This is a genomic window from Massilia glaciei, from assembly GCF_003011895.2.
Taxonomy (GTDB): domain Bacteria; phylum Pseudomonadota; class Gammaproteobacteria; order Burkholderiales; family Burkholderiaceae_D; genus Telluria_A; species Telluria_A glaciei.
Genome location: NZ_PXWF02000241.1, coordinates 26,750 through 45,477, shown reverse-complemented (window position 1 = coordinate 45,477; position 18,728 = coordinate 26,750). Strand labels below are relative to the sequence as shown.

Sequence of the window (18,728 nt, the reverse complement as noted above, 5' to 3'; positions counted from 1 at the left end):
TTTGGCTTCATGCAATCGCCCTGGGTAGCAGCATGCATAGTGGTGTCGAACAAGCCGCATTCAAGATCGTTCCTCTCAGGGCCGCATTCGTCGAGCGCGCCAGGACGCTGGGCCGGGACGACCAGTTGCAACCGGTCGAGCACCGGATCGCGCTCGGCGGCGAGCCTTGCAGGGACGTGCTGCGGCGCGCGCTGCCAGGTGAAAAGCTGCTGTTGGCGAGCTACTGCCCGTTCGAGGGGGCCGGGCAGTACCGGGAATACGGGCCCGTCTTCATACTCGCGCATGGGAGCGGCGCGGCGGTGGACCCGGCGTGCATGCCGGCGTCGGGGGAGCATGGCTATTTCAAAAGCGACTTCGTGCTGCGCGCCTATGGCGACGGCGAACGCATCGTCGACGCGGTCATCACCGCGCCGGACGCCGCCGGGGCCCATCTGCGCGCGCTTTTTGGGCGTGCCGAGATTCGCTTCGTGCTGGCCCGGTTTGCCGCCTACGGCTGCTACGGCTGCCGCTTCGAGCGTGCCTGATCCTACGTAAGCGTCAATGCGCGCAAGGCGGCCGCGTCGTCGCTCATGACGTAATTCATGTCATTGGCCGTGCCCGGCATGCCGTCGATGGTGCCGCTGTCGCTGTGCTGCCAGAACGTGAATGCATTCCAGGTCGACGGCAAGTCCGGCGGCGCCGGGCGGTCGTTCGCCACCCACAGCGGGCAGTCGGCGAAGCCGGTGGGCGAACCGAGCTGGCGCCAGAATCGGGCGCGCGTGTAGACGACCGGCGCCGCCCCCGTTTTGGCGCGCACCGTCGCGACCCAATCGGCGACCATCGCAAGGTAGCTGCCGTTGTTGGCCGTGTTCCAGGGGCCGTCGAAGGCGGGGTTGTCTTCGACATCGACGACCGGCGGCAAATCGCCGGCGCCGATGCCCAGCGAATCGAACAGCGCCGCCATCAGCGCCACCTGGGCGGTGGCGTCCTTGCTCGTGCGCAGAAAATGGTAGACGCCGCAGGTGATCCCGACCGCCTTGGCGGCGGCCAGGTTGGCTTTGGCGTTGACGTCCGCCTTGTCGCCATAGGCGGCGCGCACGAAGCAAAAATCGATGCCCGCCGCGCGCACCCGGGGCCAGTCGATCGGCCCGGTCCCGGAAAAAAATGTCTATACCCTTTAGCATCGCTCCCCCCTCGGCTAATTAAGCGCATCCACCATGCTGGATGTGCAAAATTAATCTAAAGCAAACAATGTTTTCGGGCAAGTGAATTGGATTACGGTCGCACTCCCCTTAAGTCGATTCTGTCTCGCGCGCGTGCAGCACGACTTTCCTGAGCGGCGCGCCGGCGGGGCCGTGCAAGACGGTGCCGTTGATGTCGAAGCGCGATCCATGGCAGGGGCAGTCCCAGGACCGCTCGGCGGAGTTGAAATGCACCACGCAGCCCAGATGCGTGCAACTGGCCGAGCAGGAGTGCAGGTCGCCGCGGTGGTCGCGGTAGACCGCCACTTTGTGCACGCCGTCGCGGACGATGGCGCCCTCGCCCGCCCCGATGTCGGCCACCGAGGCGACCTCGCCGCCGGTCACCCAGTCCCCGTACTGCGCGAACGTGTTGGCCTGCTCGCTGACGAACTCGGACAAGCCGTGGACGACCTTGCGGGCCGGGTCGTAGAGCCCGGCCCAGGGATTCTCGCGCCGCATGATCAGGTCGCTGACGATCATCGCGCCAATGGTGCAATGGGTCATGCCATTGCCCGAATCGCCAGTGATGATGTAGACATTGCGCTCGTCCATCGGATTGCGGCCCAAAAAGGCGGGGCCGTCCGACGGTTCCATCACCTCGCCCGACCAGCGGTACTCGACCGCCTGCGCCATCGGAAAGTGCTCGCGCATCCAGCGTTCGATCTCGTCGTAGCGGTGCTCCGGATGGCCGTCCTGCCCCACTTTGTGGTCGGCGCCGCCGATGACGAGCATGTCGTGGTCGGATGCGCCGTCGGGCGTCTCGAGGCGGATGTAGTAATACGGATCGCCCGTGTCCCACAACAAGATGCGCGGCACGCTGCCTTTGGGCACGCGCGCGCCAATGACGTAGGTGCGATAGGCGGCCTGTTTGGTGTGCATCACCACGCGGTTGTTGAACGGCGTATTGGTCGCGACGACGACCGAATCGGCGCTGATCGTGCCGCCGTTGGTGCGCACCTTTTGCGCGGTCAGGTCGCCGTCGACCTCGAGCGCGCGGGTGCCGCAATGGAGCGCCCCGCCTTTGCGCACGAAGGCCGTCGCCAGTCCGTTCAGGTACTTCAGGGGATGGAACTGGGCCTGGCGCGGGTATTGCACGCAGGGGCCGGTGTCGAAAGGCAGGCCGGGCACGCGCTCGAGTTTGTGCACCGTGACGCCGGCGCGGCTGGCCGCGTCGAGCTCCTGGCCGATGTCCCTGAACCCGTTCGCCGGCAGCGCGTACAGGTAACCGTCGAGGCGTTCGAATTCACAATCGATCTGTTCGTTTCGAATGATCGATTCGACCTGCGTTGTCGCGGCCGAAAAACTGCCGGCCACCAGCGCGGCGTGTTTGCGGCCGAACGATTTTTCGATGTTGGCGTACCACTCGTCGGGCGGGAAAAAGTGGGCGGTGGTGCGCCCCGTCTCGCCGGCGCCGATGCCGATTGCATCGATCAGGATGACGTTCTTTTGTTGCTGCGAGAGCAGATAGGCCGTGGTGAGGCCGGCGATGCCGGCCCCGATCACGCAGACATCGGCGTGGATGTCCCGCGCCAGTTGCGGGAACAGCGGCGAGCTTGCGCTCGCCTGCCAGATGGATGTCGAAGCGCCATTGGTGAGTGCTTGCATGACGTGCTCCTAAACTCGGTCAAAGGAGCTTAGATGGCGCGCGCGGCGCCCACGTTCCCGGTGGCGCGCGATTTCAAGCGGGCAACGGCGCGCCTACATCCAGCCCACGCGCTTGAGGCGCCGGTGCAGCAGGTAGCAACCGACCACGATGCCGATCATCACGGCCGGGTAGCCGTAGCGCGACTTGAGCTCGGGCATGAAGTCGAAATTCATGCCGTACAGGCTGAACACCATGGTCGGCAGCGCCAGGATCGCGCCCCAGCCGGCGAGACGCTTGACGACCTCGTTCTGGCGGATCGTCATCTGCGCCAGCGAGACCTGCATCGCCGCGTTGATCATTTCCTGGATCCGGTCGGCGGTGTGCGTGACCCGGGCGACGTGGTCGAGGATGTCCCGGTAGTAGATGCGGTTTTCCTTCGGCACGATGTCGCCGTGGAAGCGCAGCAGCTCGTTGCAGATGTCCGTCAGCGGCATCGCCGCCGCGTGCAGCGTGAGCAACTCGTTCTTGAGGTCGTAGAAATCCTCGAGGTTCGAGATCGGCGGATCCGGCTGGAACAGTTCCTCCTCGACCTGGCGGAAGCGCGCCTGCAGATGGTCGATGCATGGCAGGTAATGGTCGACGATGAAGTCGATGATCGAATAGAGCACGTAGCCGGGCCCCGTCGCGAGGCGCGCGGGCATGAACTCGGTGCGCGCGCGCACGCCCGCGTAGCCGGCCGAATTGCCGTGGCGGATGGTGACGACGAAGCGCGGGCCGACGAACAAATGGGTTTCGCCATGGTTGATCGTTTTGTCGACGAGCGTCATGGTCCGCAACACGATGAACAAAATCTCGCCGTATTCCTCGAGCTTGGGCCGCTGGTGCGCCTTGAGCGCGTCCTCGACCGCGAGGTCGTGCAGGCCGAATTCGTCTTGCACCTTCCGCATGAGCTCGACATCGGGCTCGAACAGGCCCAGCCAGACAAAAGTGCCGTCCTCCTCAAGCGCCTCGCTGATATCGTCGATCGACACCTCGCGCAGTTTCTTCCCGCTGCGGTAGACCGAGCATCTCACTTTGGCTGCTACTTCATTCATACTTTCTCCAATGCATGCGGCAAACGTCGGCCATTATGCCACCGTGCAAGGGACGGCAACACCTTGTCCGATGGAAGGCGCGCGAACCGGGATAGAATTGGCCATTCCGACCACCGGCTTTTGCGCCAACCATCTCCGTCATGCCGCCAAAAATCATCTGGGTGATGCTCCCGCTGGCCTTGTTCGCGCTGTAAGTCGGCGTGGTCACTTGGCGCGGGCGCACGCCCTCGCGCCTCGCGCTGAACGTCCAGACCAGTCTGCTGCTGATGGTTTACCTGCTCACGACCGCCGGCCTTGGCGTGTTCTGGGTGGCCAACCAGCAACTGCCCGCGTTCGACCTGCACTACCTGTTCGGCTACGCGACATTGCTGCTCGTTAGCGTGCACCTCGTGTTCAACCTGCCCGCCGCGTGGCGCGGCTTGCGCCGCCGCACGCCCGCCGCCGCCGGCCGCACCGATCCCGGCGGCATGGCCAAGGTCGGCAAGGCGGTGGCCGTGACCGCCGTCCTCGGGGCGGCGTTTTTCCTCGGCACGCGCCAGGCCCCGAGCGCGCCGGCCTTGGATTGGAACGAAACGGCGGCCCGCGGACGGGGACCCGAAACCGTCATCGAGCAATACCACGCGTTCTCGTCCGAATCGCGCGCCGGCGTGTTCCGGCGCGCGCCGGGCATCGCGTGGGGCGCGCCGCCGCCCGCCTTTAAGCATTATCCTAACGCGCCGGCCGTCGCCCTCGCGCGCGGCGTCTTTAGCCGCGCCGGTCTGAGCGCGGCCCTGCGTTCCCCGGCCCTGCGTTCCCCACAACTGCGCGTGCAAGGCCTGCGGCTTGCCGACCTGGGCGAATTGCTGCACCTGTCGGCCGGCGTCACCGAGCGCCGCGGCGGCACCGCGCTGCGCGCCTCGCCGTCGTCGGGCGCGCTGTTTCCCAGCGAACTTTATGTGGTGGCGCGCCGGGTCGCGGGCTTGCCGGCCGGCTTGTATCACTACGATGCCGGGCGTGAAAGGCTGGCCCGGCTGGCCAGCCTGCCGCCATCGATCGGCGCGCCGCAAGCCGACGACGCCGACGCCGTGGTCATCGTCAGCGCCATCTTCAGGCGCACCGGCTACAAGTACCGCGACCGCGCCTACCGCTATGCCCTGGCCGACGCGGGGCACCTGCTGGAGAACCTGCGCGTGGCGGCGCACGGCCAGGGCGTGCGGGCCGGCTTGCTCGCGCGCTTCGACGAGGCGCGCGCGGCCGAGGCGATCGGCATCGACGGCGTCGAGGAAGGCGTGCTCGCGATGGTCGGCCTGCACGCCCCGGCGCGCCCCGGCACCACGGGCAATGAACAAGCGGCGCCCGCGCGCTTTGTCGCGGCCCCGCCGCCGTCCACCAGCGCGCTTGGCGTGACCGGCGTGGTGCACCGCGCAACCTCGCTCTCGCTGGTGCCCGAGGCGCCCCTCAACGATGTGATCGCACTGCCCGCCCCCACTTTCGCCACGCGCGAGGTGCACGACACCATCGTCAACCGCCGCAGCGCGCGCCGCTTTTCCGACGCGCCGGTCACGCCCGCCACGCTGGCGTCGATGTTGGCCGACACGGCCCAGGGGCCTGCCCTGTCGGACGCGATCCGGATCAACCTCGTGCTCAACCGAGTGGCCGGGATCGCGCCGGGCGTCTACCGCTACCTGCCCGGCCGGCGCGCCTTGGCGCTGGTGCGCGCGGGCGACTTCGCGCGCGCGGCGCATTCGGCCGCGCTGGCGCAGGACGTGATCGGCGAGGCGGCCGTGGTGCTGGTGCTCTCGGCCGACCGCGCACTCCTGCTGGCCGACGGCGCGCGCGGCTACCGCCATGCGTTCCTGGAGGCGGGCATGGCCGGCGAACGCTGGCTGCTGGGCGCGGTTGCGAGAGGTCTGTCCGCCTGCCCCGTCGGCGCGTTCTACGACGACGAGGCGGCGCGGCTTATCGGGGTCGATGGCGCGCGCGAGTGGGTGCTGCACTTCGCGGCGCTTGGCCTGCCCGCGCCTTGACGAGTGCCGCCATCGGGCCGCGCAACTTCAGGCTCACGGCGACGGCGAAGCGCCCGCGGCCGAATGCCGCAACAGCGGCGGATTCGACACGAAGGGCTTGATCCCGAGCGCCACGTCGATCTCATGCGGGTAGACCAGATAACCGCGGGTGAGCACCAGCGCCACCTTGCGCACGTCGGAGATATTGACGGTCGGATCGCCGTCGACCAGCACCAGGTCGGCCAACTTGCCCGGCGCGATGCTGCCGCGCTCGTGGCTGGTGCGGGTGTAGCGCGCGCCGTTGCGGGTGGCGACCTGCAAGGCCTCGGACGGGGTCAGCCCGGCCTTCACGTATAGCTCGAGTTCGCTGTGCAGGGTGAAGCCTGCCAACGCGTCGGTGCCCGCGACGAGCGGCACGCCGGCCTTGTGCAGCAAGCCGACGAATTCGACCATTTTGTCGTACGAGGCCGCGTAGCGCCGCGCCGCCGCTTCGTCGGGGATCTTCATCGTGCCGACGTGGAAGCTGCGCTTGACGTCGGGCGGCATGTGCTCGGCCACCGATGCGTACTCGGCCGCCATGTCGCCATCCTTTTGCTTGAGGAAGGAGAAGGTGGCCAGCGTCGGGTCGACCACCACGCCTTTTTTCTTGAGGCTGGCGATGAAGTTCCTGACCGGCTTCGAACCGAAATCGAGGCCAGCCACCTTGTCGGCCGGAAGCACGAAGCGTTCGAGCGTGCGGGTGTCGGTCTTGGGGGTGACCAGGAAATTGAGCATGAGCTGGTTGATGTGCTGCAGCTCGTCGTAGCCCATGTCGACGACATCCTGCGCGCGCAGCCCGGCCGGCACGTGGCCGGACACGCGCATGCCGCGGCTGTGCGCATAGGCCACGGTCTCGCGCACCAGCGCCGGCGGGAAGGAATTGTAGATCTTGAGCTGGGGATAGCCGTGCCCGGCGTACCAGTCGATGGCGCTGCGCGCGCCCGCCATATCGCTGACCACGAAGCCATTGTTGGCCGAATACGGGCTCTTGCCCTCGAGAAAACCGGCCGGCACCACGCGCGGGCCGAGCAGTTTGCCGGCGGCGTTCTCGTCGAGCATTTGTTGCAGCTGCGTGTTGTCGTTGCCCATGTCGCGCACGGTGGTCACGCCGGCCGCCAGGTTCAGCCCGCCCTCCCAGCGGCCCGCGTGGCCGTGCATGTCGAACAGGCCCGGCAGCATAACGCGGCCGGCGGCGTCGATCTCCTGGTCGGCCTTGCTGCCGGGCGCGCCGGCCGGCAGCACCGCCATGATGCTCCCGCGCAGCACGTAGACGTCGGACGGCGCGCCCAGCCTGGCGCGCTCGCTGTCGAACACGCGCGCGTTGCGCACCACGGTCAGGCCCGGCAGCCGATGCTGCAGGCGCGCCGCGAGCTCGCCCAGCATTTTGTTCTCGGCCACTTTTTGGCGCGCGGCCAGCGCTTCGGCGTTGGCTTGCCAGCCGTCCTCGATGATGGTCAGGTAGCCGGGAATGACGACGGCGAACATGCGCGGCCTGGCGTCCGTCGTCGCCCACACGAACACGGGCGTGAGGCCGATGCCGGTTTGGGCCAGCAGTTGCAAGGTCCGGGTCTTGCCCTGCGCGCCGACCTCGAGCTGGTCGAGCTTGCGCTGCGTGAGCGTGCCCGAAGGCAGCAGCGGCAATTTCCCGTCGGCACGGGCGGCGAGCGCGCCGATGGAGAGACTGAGCGGTTCGAACGAACCCGACAGCGGAGCGTAGAACGCCCCGGCGCCCTGTTGGCTGCCGCCCTTCTCCGATGTCGAACGCCAATCGGCCTGTCCGCCCCGGCGCGAGAATTGCTCGTCGACGACGGCGCCGAAGGTCGAGTTGCCGCTGACCTTGTAGTGGTCCAGGGTGCCGTCGGCGGCGAGGCGGAACTCCTCCTTGAGCTCGGGCCCGCGTCCGTTGTCCTTGAAAATGTAGCGCACCCGGGTCAGGCCGTCGTCGTCGCGTTCGACGACCTGCTCGCCGGCCTTGGTGCCGTTGTCGACCGTGATGATGTAGCGCGTGGTCTGGGTCGCCGCGTGGGCGGCGAAGCTGAGCAGCATGGCGCCGATCAGCGCGGTCGGTTTCAACAGGTGCATGGGCGGTCTCGAAGGTGGGTGCCGCCCCGGCGGCGGCCGGGGGACGGGGGGTTTCAAGGGATGATTGTACCGTTTGTTGCAACAACATTAAAGTTGTTGCGCTTGGATCGGCACGGCGCCAGTCGCCCCGGCAGGGACGCGTATCAGTGGCTCGATCGAGGGATCACAGTGCGCCTAATACTGAAATTGTGTGCGCAGCAGGTTTTTTTGCACCTTGCCCATCGCGTTGCGCGGCAGTTCGACCACGACATGGCAGCGTTTCGGGATCTTGAAGTTGGCCAGCATGCCCTTCAAGGCACGCAGGATCTGGTCCGGATCGAGCTCGGCGCCCGGTTTCGCAATGACCAGTGCCACGCCGATTTCGCCGAAGTCGGCGTCGGGCACGCCGACCACCGCGCTTTCGTCCACGCCTTCGAGCGCGTTGATGAAAGTTTCGATTTCGGCCGGATACACATTGAAGCCACCGCTGATGATCACATCCTTGCTGCGCCCGACGATGCTCAGATAACCGTCTTGATCGATCCGGCCCACGTCGCCGGTTTTAAAATAGCCGTCAGGGGTGAATTCCTTTTTGGTTTGCTCCGGCATCTGCCAATAACCGGCGAACACGTTCGGCCCCTTGACCTCGATGCCGCCGATCTCGCCGGCCGGCACCGCCATGCCAGCCCCGTCGTGCAGGCGCAGGCTGACGCCGGGCAATGGAAACCCGACGCTGCCGCCGCGCCGCTCGCTTTGCATGCCGTGCCGGGGATCCGGCGCGCACGGGTTCGAGGTCAGCATGACGGTTTCGCTCATTCCGTAACGCTCCAGAATCGTGTGGCCGGTGCGCGACTGCCATTCCTTGAAGCTGTCGATCAGCAGCGGCGCGGAACCGGAAACGAACAGGCGGACATTGCGGGCGACCTCGTGATCGAGCGCCGCGTCGGCCAGCAGGCGCACATACATGGTCGGCACCCCCATGAACACGGTCGCCTCGGGCAATTTTTGCAGGACGGGTCGCGGCGCGAACCTGGCAAGCCAGATCATCTTGCTGCCATTGAGCAGCGCGCCGTGCACCGCCACGAACAAGCCGTGGATATGAAAGGTCGGCAGCACATGCATCAGGACGTCGCCCGGCCGCCAGCCCCAATAGTCCTTCAACACGCGGGCGTTGCTGAGCATATTGCCGTGCGAGAGCATGGCGCCCTTGCTACGCCCGGTCGTGCCGCTGGTGTAAAGAATGACGGCAAGATCGCCCTCCCCGCGCTCGGCCACCTGGTGCCGGTCGCTGCAGCGCGCGGCATGCTCGAGCAGCGTGCCGGTGCGGTCGTCATTGAGGGTGAAAACGTGGCTGGTGCCGGCCTGCCCGGCGATGTTGCCGACCCAGTCTTGATTCTTGCTGGCGCAAACCAGCACGGCGGGCGCCGCGTTGCCGACGAAATAGTCGAGCTCGGCGCTTTGGTAGGCCGGATTCAAAGGCAGGAACACATAGCCGGCACGCAACGTTGCCAGATACAGCATGAGGGCTTCGACCGATTTGTCGACGTGGACGGCGATCCGGGCGCCCGCGGGCAGCTTGAGCGACGCGAGCAGATTGGCCATCATGGCGGTGCCGCGCTCGAGGTCGCGCCAGGTGTAGGCGAGCGCGTTGTCAGTTTCGATCGCCACCTCGTCCAGGTTGGCCGGAAAAGCGGCGCGCAGCGCGGCGAACAAATTATGGTTATTCATGGATCTGCTTCTAGGCGAACGGTGGTGTTTCGACTGCTTGGACGTGTTGCAACATCCCGAAATTGTACCGCCTGCGCAAGCCGCGCGTTATCGCGTGCGCGTGCTGTCCTGCTTGCGTCGCCCCGGCACCATGCGGCGTGCCCGCTGAATATCCGAGATCGCCCGAACGGCCAGGGACCTCGTCATCGAGTCGCTCGAATTGACCAGCTGGTGGAGTGTACTGACGGCAGCGTCGAGCAATCCGCCTTGAGACATATTGCGCCGCTCCTCGTCCACTTTTTCCACCGGGCTTTCAATCTGGCTTTCAATCTGGCTCTCCATCTGCTTCTCCTTTGGTGGGTAAGGCACTGAACGCTTGTACCGATGGTGAAGAATCGCACATTGCAGTACAAATGCACAGCGCTATTTGGTCGCGCGCGCAGCCCCGGCGTCGACGTCCCATTGCGCCAAATGCAACAGCACGCCCGAGGGATCCCAAATATAGGTGACCAAGGCGCCATATTGTTCCTGCTTCGGCTCGGACACGCGGGCGCCCGGAAAGCGACCGGTCGCCAGCAGCTCGGTGATATCGCGAAAGCAGGTTTGGACGTCGGCCACGGAGATATGCAGCATGCTGTTGTCGGCCCAATCCTTGACATAGTAACGCTGGAGATAGAAGCGCTGGTTGGCGACTTCCAGCAGCGCCATGTTGGCATCGGACCATTTGACGACAAAACCGAGCGCGACATAAAAGTCCCTGGAAACCTCGAAGTCCCTGGCCGGCACGAAGGTGCGGATGTCGCTGGCGTGAAGGTCGATCATGATGTTTTCCTTTGTTTGCCTGTCTGTTTGCCTACTGTAGGGTCATGCCAAAAAAGTACGCCGCCAGTAAAATGGCGATGAAGGCCAGCGGCAACCAGTGTTTGGGCGAAGAAGCGCCATCCGGTTTTTTCGCGTCGTTTGCCTGCGGCGAGGGCACGGGCGCGGGGGGCTGTCGCGGACCGGGATTCGCGCGCTTTGATGGTCCGGCCTCGTTTGGCGCCGCCACTTCCTTCGCGCGAGAGTCGTAATCGGCGGGCGCACCGTCCCAGCGCAATTGCGGGCAAGCGCCCTCCACCCACCACAAGCTGGACCAGAAGCGCGCTTCGTCGCGCGCGATTGCCTGCTTCGACTGAAACGAAATGCTCCGGAGCGCTATCTGGCTGGGCCAGTTCGCCCGCATCAAATCGACCTGCCGCTTGAACTTGTTGCTGCCTCGAAGCGCATCGCGGTGCTTGTCGCTATCGACGCAAATCAACAGGTGGAGGAATTTGTCCTCGATCAGCTTGGAATGGACCTCGGCACACGAATAGTTCGCATGCGCGAGCAGTTGAATCTGCTCTTTCATCCCCTGTTCAAGCACGGCGTTCCGGGTCGGTGCGTCGCCGTCGTCGGCGTAGGTCCTGAGGTTCTCGTCGGCATGGGCCGCCTTGAAAAACGCCTCGAGGTCCGGCCCGATCGCGAGGAACCGGAAGTCCACGGCCTCGCGTCCGAACTCGGATTCAAGCGCGCGCCATTGCGCGGGGCTGAGCGCGAGGAAGGCCACGTCGCTGCTGTGGGTCGAGTCGATGCAGTAGCGCAGTTCGGAGTCTTCTCGCACCAGTTGGCTTAGCGTATGGATGGAGATGAAATTATCTTCGCGGTCGTGCACGAGCGGCACCCGGACGGTCTTGCCCTTATATGTCAGAAAGGTCGCATCCTCTTCGTCCGGATTGTTGAAGGTGGCCGTGACGTCCTCGAATCCGGCGCCCTTGCCCGCCATCGCATTCCATTCCTCCACTTCTAGGCCATGCTCGTCCCAGATGAAGGTCTCGGCATGTTCCATGATGTAGGTCCAGGAATCCTGAGCGCGAGGGAGTGCGAGCATGGCCCTTGCGGCGGTCAATTGCATGATGGGTCGTCAGGCGGGACAGGCGCGCACGAAAGCCTTCGGCAAATTGCTTAGCGGTGCAAACGAAATCGCCGATGCCGCCTGCACTTGCGCCGCAGGGATCTCGAATATGCCGATTTGGTCGTCGGGTGCGCCGCAGAGCGCGGCGAACGCGTCGGACTTGCCATCGCTGCCGCAACTGGCGGAGAGTACTTGAATGTTGGCGTCCGTGAGTTGGCGCGTCATGGCCTCCAATGTCATTCCACCGCCGCTGCACTGGACGGAGCCCCTGTACTTAAACATTTTGACGTTCTCGGTGCCGCCGCCGCCGCAACCGGCCAACGTAAAAATAGCGACGAGCGGCGCGAGGATCATTCTCATGCAAAAACTCCCTGAAAAAAAATGCGGGATGCGCGCTGCGTAAAGCGCACATCCCGCTGGGCCATCATTCCTAGGAGCCTGTCGGACTTAGGGAGTCGAAGCGAAACGGTCGAGGCAAAAAAACGCTGGACGAGGACAGATTTTGACAATTTCGCAGTGCCAATAGCGAGCTATTGGCCGAGAAAGCGGCGAAATATGGACCGTCCAGCACTTTTTGCAGCCGACGATCCTAAGTCCGACAGGCTCCTAGCGCCGGATCTCGATGATTTCGCCGCTGCTGTTCATTTGCGTGAGCTTTGCGCGCGGCACCGAAATTGGTTCGGCAAGAAAGAACCCGGGCTCGGACGCATTGTTGTCGAGCGCTTTTTTCGCCCCCTTGGAGCGCTGGTACACAAACTTCGACGGTTCGAATTCGAGCGCGTCGTCGGTCACCGTTTTCACGCGCATCAGGGCGTAGTCATTGCCGTCGCTCGAGCCGGTGATTGACTTGACATCCATGATGAATATATCACCGGCTTTTGGCGCCGCCAGATAATTCTTTTTGCTCTCGCCGGTCTTTTGATCCGAAACGAAACCGATGACCATGATCGCGGCGAACGCGGCGACCCAAACCATCCAGCCGCGGCTGCGGTTGAAAGGATAGGATGGCTTGAAGTCGTCTTCGACCTTCTTGATGGACAGATCGGTGCCGGTGCCGCAGGTCGAACAAACCGACTGGTAATGCTTTTTGATGATGGCGCCGAGGTACCATAGGTGGCCCCACTTGTAGCTGCGGACGATCTGCTGTGGTGCATCGGTGCTGCAATTGCTGCATGCGAACGACGGTGTATGGCCAATGGTATCTGAATCAGTTGCGGTGCCCCAAACCAACATTTTCTGCCCCTTTTAAGTATTTTTATAGGTTTGGCGTTACACGCCAACGCGATGTGCGCTGGATTTTAGCATGTCAATATTAAGCAAAGTGCATTACATGTTGGCCTTGTCCAAAAATAATTCGCCCCCCCCTTTGGCATGCGCGTGCTACATGAAATTGCGCGTGTGCAGCGCCGACAACTGCTGCGCCGCCTGCTTGTCGAATCCGAGCTTTTCTAGCCGGGCCTGGCGTCCCTCGGCCATGTCGACCATCAGTTCCTGCACCCGGAGATAGCCGCTGGCGATCGCCGCCGGCGTCAAGGCCCCGGCCGCGAGCAGGATCAGCGCGTCGAATACCTCTTCGTTCAGGCCCGGGGTGCCCGCCAGGGCGTCGTTGCGCGTCTGCACCGCATTGGCCAGGCGCGTGCGGAACGCCGGCTCCTGCTCGATGCGCCCCTGCAGGTGCATCATGCCGAACGCCACGTGGCGCGCCTCGTCGCGCGCGGCCAGCCGCGCGATCTGGCGCGTCACCGGATCGGGCGCGTGCAGGTGCAGGAAATGCAGCAGGCTCACGAAGGTGCCCTCGCCCAGCACCGACAGCAGGAATTCGGCGACCGAAAAATCGGGCTCGTCGAGCAGCGTCTTGAGCGAATTCTGTCCGCCCGCGGTCGACAACGCCGGCTCCCGGCCCTTGAGGCGCAGGCGCCGCGTGAACACCTCGATGTGGCGCGCCTCGTCGGCGACCTGGATCGCAAGCACCGCCTGCACCTCGCGAAAGTGCGGATGCAACTGCCCCAGAAAGCGCGCCGGCACCACCAGCGCCGCCACCTCGTTCTCGATCATGTAGGTCAGCAACTGGACCACCGCATCCTCGACCATGTCGGGCAGCGTGAACTGCGCGTCCCAGTCGATCGCGGTGGCCGGGTTCCATTGGAGCGCCGCGGCCTGCGCGTACAGGTCGGCCGCGCGCTCGACCCACACATCGCTCTTCTGGTCGAGCCGGAAGTGCATCTCCGGCGCGCCCGCCTCGATGGTGGCGCCGCGCGCGGCCAGGCCCCAGCGGGCCTGCGCCAGCGGCGCCACGGCGCCCTCGCGCGCCGGATCGGCGTGCCCGCTTTGCATCGCGCCGCGCCAGCGTCCGGCCTGGGCGTCGCCGCGCCGCACCAGCGCCAACGCGCGCCCGCCTTGCGCGCCCGGCCCGTCGAACCGGCACTGGTGCCCCTGGTTGCGGCACCAAGTGGCCAGTTCGCCCTGCCAATCGACGCCGCTGCCCGTCACCGCCAGTTCGGCGCCCGGCGCCACGCCCTGCAGGCCGTGCTTGACCAGGATGTGGGCGCCGCCGTCGAACCGCAGGTCCTCAATATCGATAGTCGTTTGCAAGGATGGCTCCTTCCCGGGTGTAAAAACGTTCGTCGTCGGTGGCGCGCACCAGCGCGTCGTAGCCGCTGGTGCGCCCAGGCACCCAGGCCCGCAGGCCTTCGAGTTCCAACAGGGGCCGCACCTCCGGGTCGTCCCAGCTCATCGCCATGAGCAACGGCCCGATGCGCGCGATCTGCTCTTCGGGCGCGCCCGGACTGACGGTGAAATTGCAATGGTCGAACGGCGCCGTGCGCGCGACGATGCGCGTGGCGCCGGCCGGCAGCACGCCCTCGCGCGAGAACGCCATGTGGTTGCTGTCGATCATCCAGGCGGCGTCGATCTCGCCGGCCATCAGGGCCAACGCGGCGTCGCGCTCGCCGCCGATATGGTCGCCGTGCTTGCCGCCGAGGACGTCGAAGCGGCGCGCCTCGAAGTTTGTCCACGCCAGCATGCCGTTCTGGCGCAGGTGGTCGAGCGGGATCAGGTTGGCCTGCGGCGAATCGATCGCGCCGAAGCCGATCACCTTGCCGGCCAGCGCGGCCAGCGAGCCGGCACCGCCGGCGGCGTCGGCGCGCGTGACGAGCACCGAGGTGAGGTCGCAATCACTGTCGCGCATCGCCAGCGCGCGTACCTGCTGGCCCCTGGCGCGCGCCATGCGGTCGGCGCGCACCCAGGCCAGCGGCGAGTTCCAGGCCAGCGCGATGGTGCCGTCGAACTGCGCCTCGACCTGGCGTTCGTAGTTGGAATACAGGATGAAGTCGAATTCGACGCCGTTGTCGCGGAACCAGGCCTTGAAGCCCTCCCAGATCGTCACGACCTTCGGCGCGTAGGCGACCGCGCCCATCATCAGTGGTGTGTTCATCGCGCCCCCCTTAACCGAACACCGGCATGCCGCACACGACCTTGCCGATGAAGTCGTACAGCACGTCCGAGGTCGGCGCCATGACCGACGCCGCCCGCGCGTCGCGGAAATAACGCTCGACCCCGACGTCCTTGCGGAACGCGGCGCCGCCGCACACGCGCATGGCCGTGTCGGTGACCGTCAGCGCCGCTTCGGCCGCCGCCACCTTGACCTGCATCACGCGCAGCATCGCGTCCGGGCGGTTGGCCGCCAGCGCCGCGAGCGTGTCGTCGCGAAGCGTGCGCGCCAAGTCCGCCTCGATGCGCGCGCGCGCCAGGTAGGCGCGGATCGTCGGCAGCTCCGACAGCGTGCTGCCCAGGTGTTCGAATTTGCTGCCGCCGGCGTGCGCGCAGCTCGACTCGAGCACGGCCTCCATCAGGCCGATCGAGGTCGAGGCGATCAGCACCGAGAACACCGGCAGCACGGAGCCGATCATGATGTCGAAGCCGCCGCCGTCGGCGCCGAGCATGTCCGAGGCACCCACCCGCACCGAGTTGGCGGTCAACGGAGAGGAGCGGTTGCCGCGCAGGCCCATGCCGTCGAACGGCTTGACCTCGCTCAATCCGGCGCATTTGCTGTCGACCAGCCACAGCGTGCTGGCGCCGTCGTGCGCCATCGGCTTGGTCGACCAGACGTACGAGTCGGCCTCGCCGGCGGAGGTGACCATGCTCTTGCTGCCGTCGAGGACGACCGCGTCACCCTCCCCGCGCGCGCTGCCGGCCGGCGCCCAGAAGTGGCTGCGGGTGCCGGTGTCGGACCAGGCCAGGGTGCTCAGGTGGCGCCCGGCCGCGATCTCGCGCCGGACCTTTTCGTTGCCGGTTTTTTCGAGCACGGTGGTGGCGCACAGGTGCATGCAGACGACCATCGCGGTCGACGGGCAGGCCCTGGCGATGCGTTCGATCAGCTGGGCCGCCTCGGCCGGGCCGAGCCCCATGCCGCCGACCTCGGTGCTGCTGACGAGTCCGAGCAGGCCGGCTGCGCCGAGCGCGTCGATGGCGGCGCGCGGAAACGCGGCGTCGCGGTCGGTGGCGATCGCCGCGGGGGCGATGGTGGCGGCGATGATCGCGTCGAGTTTTTGCAGATATGGCATGGCATCCCTTTGAGTGATTTGAGGGCGCGGCCGGACGGTCGGGGAATACAGATGGGCGTGGCGGCGCGGACGGCCGGACACGAACGCAGGCAACCGGAACTTCCGGTCGACAGGGCGCACCTCTCTATGTTCTGCTCGACCTGCCCGTGGCAGCGCTTGGAAACGGTACATACCCTTGTGGCTAAGCTTCGCACCAGCGGCACGCGGGCCGTCGGACCCGAGCCACCGCAGTCACGGTGGCATCGGCGTTACGGCGGGCCGGTTTGAGTTAAACACAAGAGTTGCCGCAGTCCAGCAGAGTCGGGCGTCGCCGTCAGGCTCGGCGCGCTGCGGTTAAGACCGCACTTCGGCCGCGCCAGCGCATTGCGCCGAAGTCGCGCCAACCGGCCGATAGCACATTTGTGCTGCATTGGAGGCGTGGTAGAAGAGGACATTATCAGCGGAGCTCACCATCTCAACGACGACAATACGCTTGCCGCAGGACTTGAAGGAGCGCATTGCCAAAGCGGCAGAGCGCACGGGAAAAACGACGCACAGTTTTATACTCGAGGCTATCGCAGAAAAAGCCGAGCTCGAAGAGCAGCGGGAGGACTTTGATGCAGAAGCCGACGCGCGGTTCAAGAGAATTGCCGCTTCGGGCGAGACGATCGCTTGGTCCGACATGCGGCAATACCTTTCAGATCGCGTCTCGGGCAAGGACGTGGCGCGTCCTGTCGCCAACAAGAAGCGCGGTTGACGGTGGCGCGCGTCGAGTTGGCGCCGGAAATCACGCAGGACTTTGACCGGATCGTTGCGCATCTGATGCTGCACGCGTCGGGCGCGCTGTCCGCGCGCCTGAACGAAATCGTTCAGGCTATCGATGTACTGGCGCACAGCCCGCTGATCGGGCGCCCGCCAGCAAACGGCAAGCGCGAGCTCGTGATCGGACGCAAATCGCAAGGCTACGTCGCCCTTTACCAATACGTCGATAAACTCGATACGGTGTTCGTGCTCGCCTTGAGGAGCCAGCGCGAGCCCGGTTATGCCCGAACTTGATGCCGCCATACCGGTAACGTAGGTGTATGCTTGATTGCAACAGTGCGCGCAAGCGTGCTGAACCTCAACAAGCGAGACAGGAAGTTCATGCACATCAACCAGCACCCCACCCTGGCGACGCTACTCAGGCGCTGATGCTGATTAGCGTACGCATGCGCTGATCAGCCATCTTGACAACCTGGGCCGACATGTCGAACCCGGCCGTGTACATAAGGGAATTGGTTAGGGAGCCAGCCAGGGCGGTGCCCTCGACCGCCGCTAGATTGCGCCCTTCGACCGACAGGGTGACACCCGCCCCGGCAGGGTTCGATTCACTGAAGTTGGCCCTCTGGGCCTTGAAGTTGGCCGTGTTGAGATTGGCGACATTGTTCGCCTCCACATCCAGCGCTCGCTGGTTGGCATACATGCCGGATAGGCCGGCGCCAAGGGCGGAGATAGGCATATTGATGTTTCCATGTGGGAATGTAAGGAGTGTACATGGATTCCGCCGACATGTGGGCGGTGTCAAACCGGTAGACAAAGGGTTTTCCCCGTTGCGGTGTTGTTTGGCATCTGGCAATCCTGGCTGGGAGCGGTCGGTGGCGCTGGACCCCGACCATGCATACGCCACTAAAAAGCTCGCGGAGTTGCGGGCACCGCGCTGATCAGTACCGTGTCTATTATTGATGCCGGTTCCAGGGATGACTTTATGAGAGCAGTTAATTGCGATAGCTATGGCTCATCGGACTGCTTCGTCTGACGTCCTTTGGTCAAGCCGATCCCTCGCTACAACGAGGGGCCTGATCAAAGTGCATGCAACCACGGTGAACTCCGCCGGCTGGCGAGTGCGCAGAGATGAATGTGCCGCGCGGCTGCTGGCTAAACCCGAACTTGATGCCTCCACACCGGTAGCGTAGGTGTATGCTTGATTGCAACAGCGTGCCCAAGCGTGCTGAACCCCAACAAGCGAGACAGGAAGTTCATGCACATCAGCCAGCACCCCACCCACACACTCGAATTGCGCGTGCGCGAGATTCGGCAGTTGTTCAACTCGCTCGACCCGACGCCCTTCCTGAACAAGGACCTCGACCGCGCGTGCGAGGCGTTCATCGAGAACTGGGCGCTGTCGCTCCCGCACGACAGCCGCCTGCATCTGACCATCCATGTCGAGCAGTTGCCGCCACAAGCCGACGCGGGCGCGCTGGTGGCCGAGGCCGTGCACAACCATTACGCCTACAAGATCGACCTGGTGAGGGGCGAACTGAGGCAGATGCTGCGCCTTGGCCGCCTCAGTCTGGGCGTCGGCCTCGTGTTCGTCGCCACCTGCCTGCTGCTGGCCGAGGCCGTCACCAGCCTGGTCCCCGGCCACACCGCCAAGATCGCCCGCGAAAGCCTGACCATCATCGGCTGGGTGGCCATGTGGCGCCCGGTGCAGATTTTTCTGTACGACTGGTGGCCGCTGAAGGGGCGCATCAAGGTTTTCGAGAACTTGCGATTCTCCCAAGTGGTCGTGGTGCAGGGCTGAGTGCCG

General features: G+C 65.1%; 19 protein-coding genes. 5 read left to right on the top strand and 14 right to left on the bottom strand.

Going from position 1 to position 18,728, the window contains the following annotated elements; translation table 11 throughout:
- Window positions 1–524 (top strand): DUF1203 domain-containing protein (locus C7C56_RS15650; protein ID WP_307719052.1); only part of this gene is annotated, 524 nt, incomplete at its 5' end.
- Window positions 525–526: 2 nt separating this feature from the next.
- Here C7C56_RS15650 and C7C56_RS15645 read toward each other — a convergent pair.
- From C7C56_RS15645 to corA, 3 genes are all read right to left on the bottom strand, one after another.
- Window positions 527–1,123, bottom strand: a complete 597-nt coding sequence (locus tag C7C56_RS15645; protein WP_106758301.1) for a glycoside hydrolase family 25 protein — start codon at window positions 1,121–1,123, stop codon at window positions 527–529.
- Between the two features lie 148 nt (window positions 1,124–1,271).
- On the bottom strand, window positions 1,272–2,825 hold the full coding sequence (locus C7C56_RS15640; RefSeq protein WP_106758300.1) for an FAD-dependent oxidoreductase: 1,554 nt from the start codon (window positions 2,823–2,825) through the stop codon (window positions 1,272–1,274).
- Window positions 2,826–2,918: 93 nt separating this feature from the next.
- Window positions 2,919–3,899 carry a magnesium/cobalt transporter CorA gene (corA, locus tag C7C56_RS15635; protein ID WP_106758299.1) on the bottom strand — a complete coding sequence of 327 codons (981 nt, stop codon included), beginning with the start codon at window positions 3,897–3,899 and terminating at the stop codon, window positions 2,919–2,921.
- A gap of 200 nt (window positions 3,900–4,099) precedes the next feature.
- Between corA and C7C56_RS15630 the strand changes: the two genes are divergently transcribed.
- Window positions 4,100–5,905, top strand: a complete 1,806-nt coding sequence (locus C7C56_RS15630) for a SagB/ThcOx family dehydrogenase (RefSeq protein WP_106758298.1) — start codon at window positions 4,100–4,102, stop codon at window positions 5,903–5,905.
- A 33-nt stretch (window positions 5,906–5,938) separates the two neighbouring features.
- Here C7C56_RS15630 and C7C56_RS15625 read toward each other — a convergent pair whose 3' ends face one another.
- The 10 genes from C7C56_RS15625 to C7C56_RS15580 form a co-directional block, all read right to left on the bottom strand.
- Window positions 5,939–8,005: an amidohydrolase family protein gene (locus tag C7C56_RS15625; protein ID WP_106758297.1), complete on the bottom strand. Its 2,067-nt coding sequence runs from the start codon at window positions 8,003–8,005 to the stop codon at window positions 5,939–5,941.
- Between the two features lie 174 nt (window positions 8,006–8,179).
- Window positions 8,180–9,712: a malonate--CoA ligase gene (locus C7C56_RS15620; RefSeq protein WP_106758296.1), complete on the bottom strand. Its 1,533-nt coding sequence runs from the start codon at window positions 9,710–9,712 to the stop codon at window positions 8,180–8,182.
- Between the two features lie 87 nt (window positions 9,713–9,799).
- Window positions 9,800–10,033 carry a hypothetical protein gene (locus tag C7C56_RS15615; protein WP_146204505.1) on the bottom strand — a complete coding sequence of 78 codons (234 nt, stop codon included), beginning with the start codon at window positions 10,031–10,033 and terminating at the stop codon, window positions 9,800–9,802.
- A gap of 81 nt (window positions 10,034–10,114) precedes the next feature.
- Window positions 10,115–10,513, bottom strand: coding sequence for a VOC family protein (locus C7C56_RS15610; protein WP_106758294.1), 399 nt, complete (start codon window positions 10,511–10,513; stop codon window positions 10,115–10,117).
- Between the two features lie 31 nt (window positions 10,514–10,544).
- Window positions 10,545–11,621: a hypothetical protein gene (locus C7C56_RS15605; protein WP_146204504.1), complete on the bottom strand. Its 1,077-nt coding sequence runs from the start codon at window positions 11,619–11,621 to the stop codon at window positions 10,545–10,547.
- A 9-nt stretch (window positions 11,622–11,630) separates the two neighbouring features.
- Window positions 11,631–11,981, bottom strand: coding sequence for a hypothetical protein (locus C7C56_RS15600; protein WP_106758292.1), 351 nt, complete (start codon window positions 11,979–11,981; stop codon window positions 11,631–11,633).
- Between the two features lie 246 nt (window positions 11,982–12,227).
- Window positions 12,228–12,854, bottom strand: a complete 627-nt coding sequence (locus C7C56_RS15595; protein ID WP_106758291.1) for a hypothetical protein — start codon at window positions 12,852–12,854, stop codon at window positions 12,228–12,230.
- Window positions 12,855–13,001: 147 nt separating this feature from the next.
- Complete coding sequence (locus tag C7C56_RS15590) at window positions 13,002–14,213, bottom strand: ferritin-like domain-containing protein (RefSeq protein ID WP_106758290.1); 1,212 nt, start codon at window positions 14,211–14,213, stop codon at window positions 13,002–13,004.
- Window positions 14,191–15,054, bottom strand: a complete 864-nt coding sequence (locus tag C7C56_RS15585; RefSeq protein WP_229458801.1) for a phosphate/phosphite/phosphonate ABC transporter substrate-binding protein — start codon at window positions 15,052–15,054, stop codon at window positions 14,191–14,193. Before C7C56_RS15585 ends, C7C56_RS15590 begins: the two co-directional genes overlap by 23 nt.
- Before the next feature lie 10 nt (window positions 15,055–15,064).
- Entirely contained in the window at window positions 15,065–16,183 is a 1,119-nt protein-coding gene (locus tag C7C56_RS15580; protein WP_106758289.1) for an acyl-CoA dehydrogenase family protein, read from the bottom strand.
- Window positions 16,184–16,655: 472 nt separating this feature from the next.
- Between C7C56_RS15580 and C7C56_RS15575 the strand changes: the two genes are divergently transcribed.
- Window positions 16,656–16,919: a CopG family ribbon-helix-helix protein gene (locus C7C56_RS15575; protein WP_229458800.1), complete on the top strand. Its 264-nt coding sequence runs from the start codon at window positions 16,656–16,658 to the stop codon at window positions 16,917–16,919.
- Between the two features lie 2 nt (window positions 16,920–16,921).
- A complete protein-coding gene (locus C7C56_RS15570) occupies window positions 16,922–17,218 on the top strand; it encodes a type II toxin-antitoxin system RelE/ParE family toxin (RefSeq protein ID WP_106758306.1) in 297 nt (98 codons plus the stop codon).
- A gap of 124 nt (window positions 17,219–17,342) precedes the next feature.
- On the opposite strand, the gene C7C56_RS15565 is transcribed toward C7C56_RS15570, so the two are convergent.
- The gene (locus tag C7C56_RS15565; protein ID WP_106758287.1) at window positions 17,343–17,660 is read right to left on the bottom strand and encodes a flagellar basal body protein; all 318 of its coding nucleotides are present in this window, start codon (window positions 17,658–17,660) and stop codon (window positions 17,343–17,345) included.
- 519 nt (window positions 17,661–18,179) lie between these two features.
- On the opposite strand from C7C56_RS15565, the gene C7C56_RS15560 reads away from it, so the two are divergent.
- On the top strand, window positions 18,180–18,722 hold the full coding sequence (locus tag C7C56_RS15560; RefSeq protein ID WP_106758305.1) for a hypothetical protein: 543 nt from the start codon (window positions 18,180–18,182) through the stop codon (window positions 18,720–18,722).
- Window positions 18,723–18,728: the final 6 nt, after the last annotated feature.

Excerpts from the sequence above, each read along its gene's own strand:
- C7C56_RS15640 (WP_106758300.1), bottom strand. The coding sequence starts at position 2,825 with ATGCAAGCACTCACCAATGGCGCTTCGACATCCATCTGGCAGGCGAGC.
- corA (WP_106758299.1), bottom strand. The coding sequence starts at position 3,899 with ATGAATGAAGTAGCAGCCAAAGTGAGATGCTCGGTCTACCGCAGCGGG.
- C7C56_RS15625 (WP_106758297.1), bottom strand. The coding sequence starts at position 8,005 with ATGCACCTGTTGAAACCGACCGCGCTGATCGGCGCCATGCTGCTCAGC.
- C7C56_RS15620 (WP_106758296.1), bottom strand. The coding sequence starts at position 9,712 with ATGAATAACCATAATTTGTTCGCCGCGCTGCGCGCCGCTTTTCCGGCC.
- C7C56_RS15615 (WP_146204505.1), bottom strand. The coding sequence starts at position 10,033 with ATGGAGAGCCAGATTGAAAGCCAGATTGAAAGCCCGGTGGAAAAAGTG.
- C7C56_RS15610 (WP_106758294.1), bottom strand. The coding sequence starts at position 10,513 with ATGATCGACCTTCACGCCAGCGACATCCGCACCTTCGTGCCGGCCAGG.
- C7C56_RS15605 (WP_146204504.1), bottom strand. The coding sequence starts at position 11,621 with ATGCAATTGACCGCCGCAAGGGCCATGCTCGCACTCCCTCGCGCTCAG.
- C7C56_RS15600 (WP_106758292.1), bottom strand. The coding sequence starts at position 11,981 with ATGAGAATGATCCTCGCGCCGCTCGTCGCTATTTTTACGTTGGCCGGT.
- C7C56_RS15595 (WP_106758291.1), bottom strand. The coding sequence starts at position 12,854 with ATGTTGGTTTGGGGCACCGCAACTGATTCAGATACCATTGGCCATACA.
- C7C56_RS15585 (WP_229458801.1), bottom strand. The coding sequence starts at position 15,054 with ATGAACACACCACTGATGATGGGCGCGGTCGCCTACGCGCCGAAGGTC.
- C7C56_RS15580 (WP_106758289.1), bottom strand. The coding sequence starts at position 16,183 with ATGCCATATCTGCAAAAACTCGACGCGATCATCGCCGCCACCATCGCC.
- C7C56_RS15565 (WP_106758287.1), bottom strand. The coding sequence starts at position 17,660 with ATGCCTATCTCCGCCCTTGGCGCCGGCCTATCCGGCATGTATGCCAAC.
- C7C56_RS15560 (WP_106758305.1), top strand. The coding sequence starts at position 18,180 with ATGCACATCAGCCAGCACCCCACCCACACACTCGAATTGCGCGTGCGC.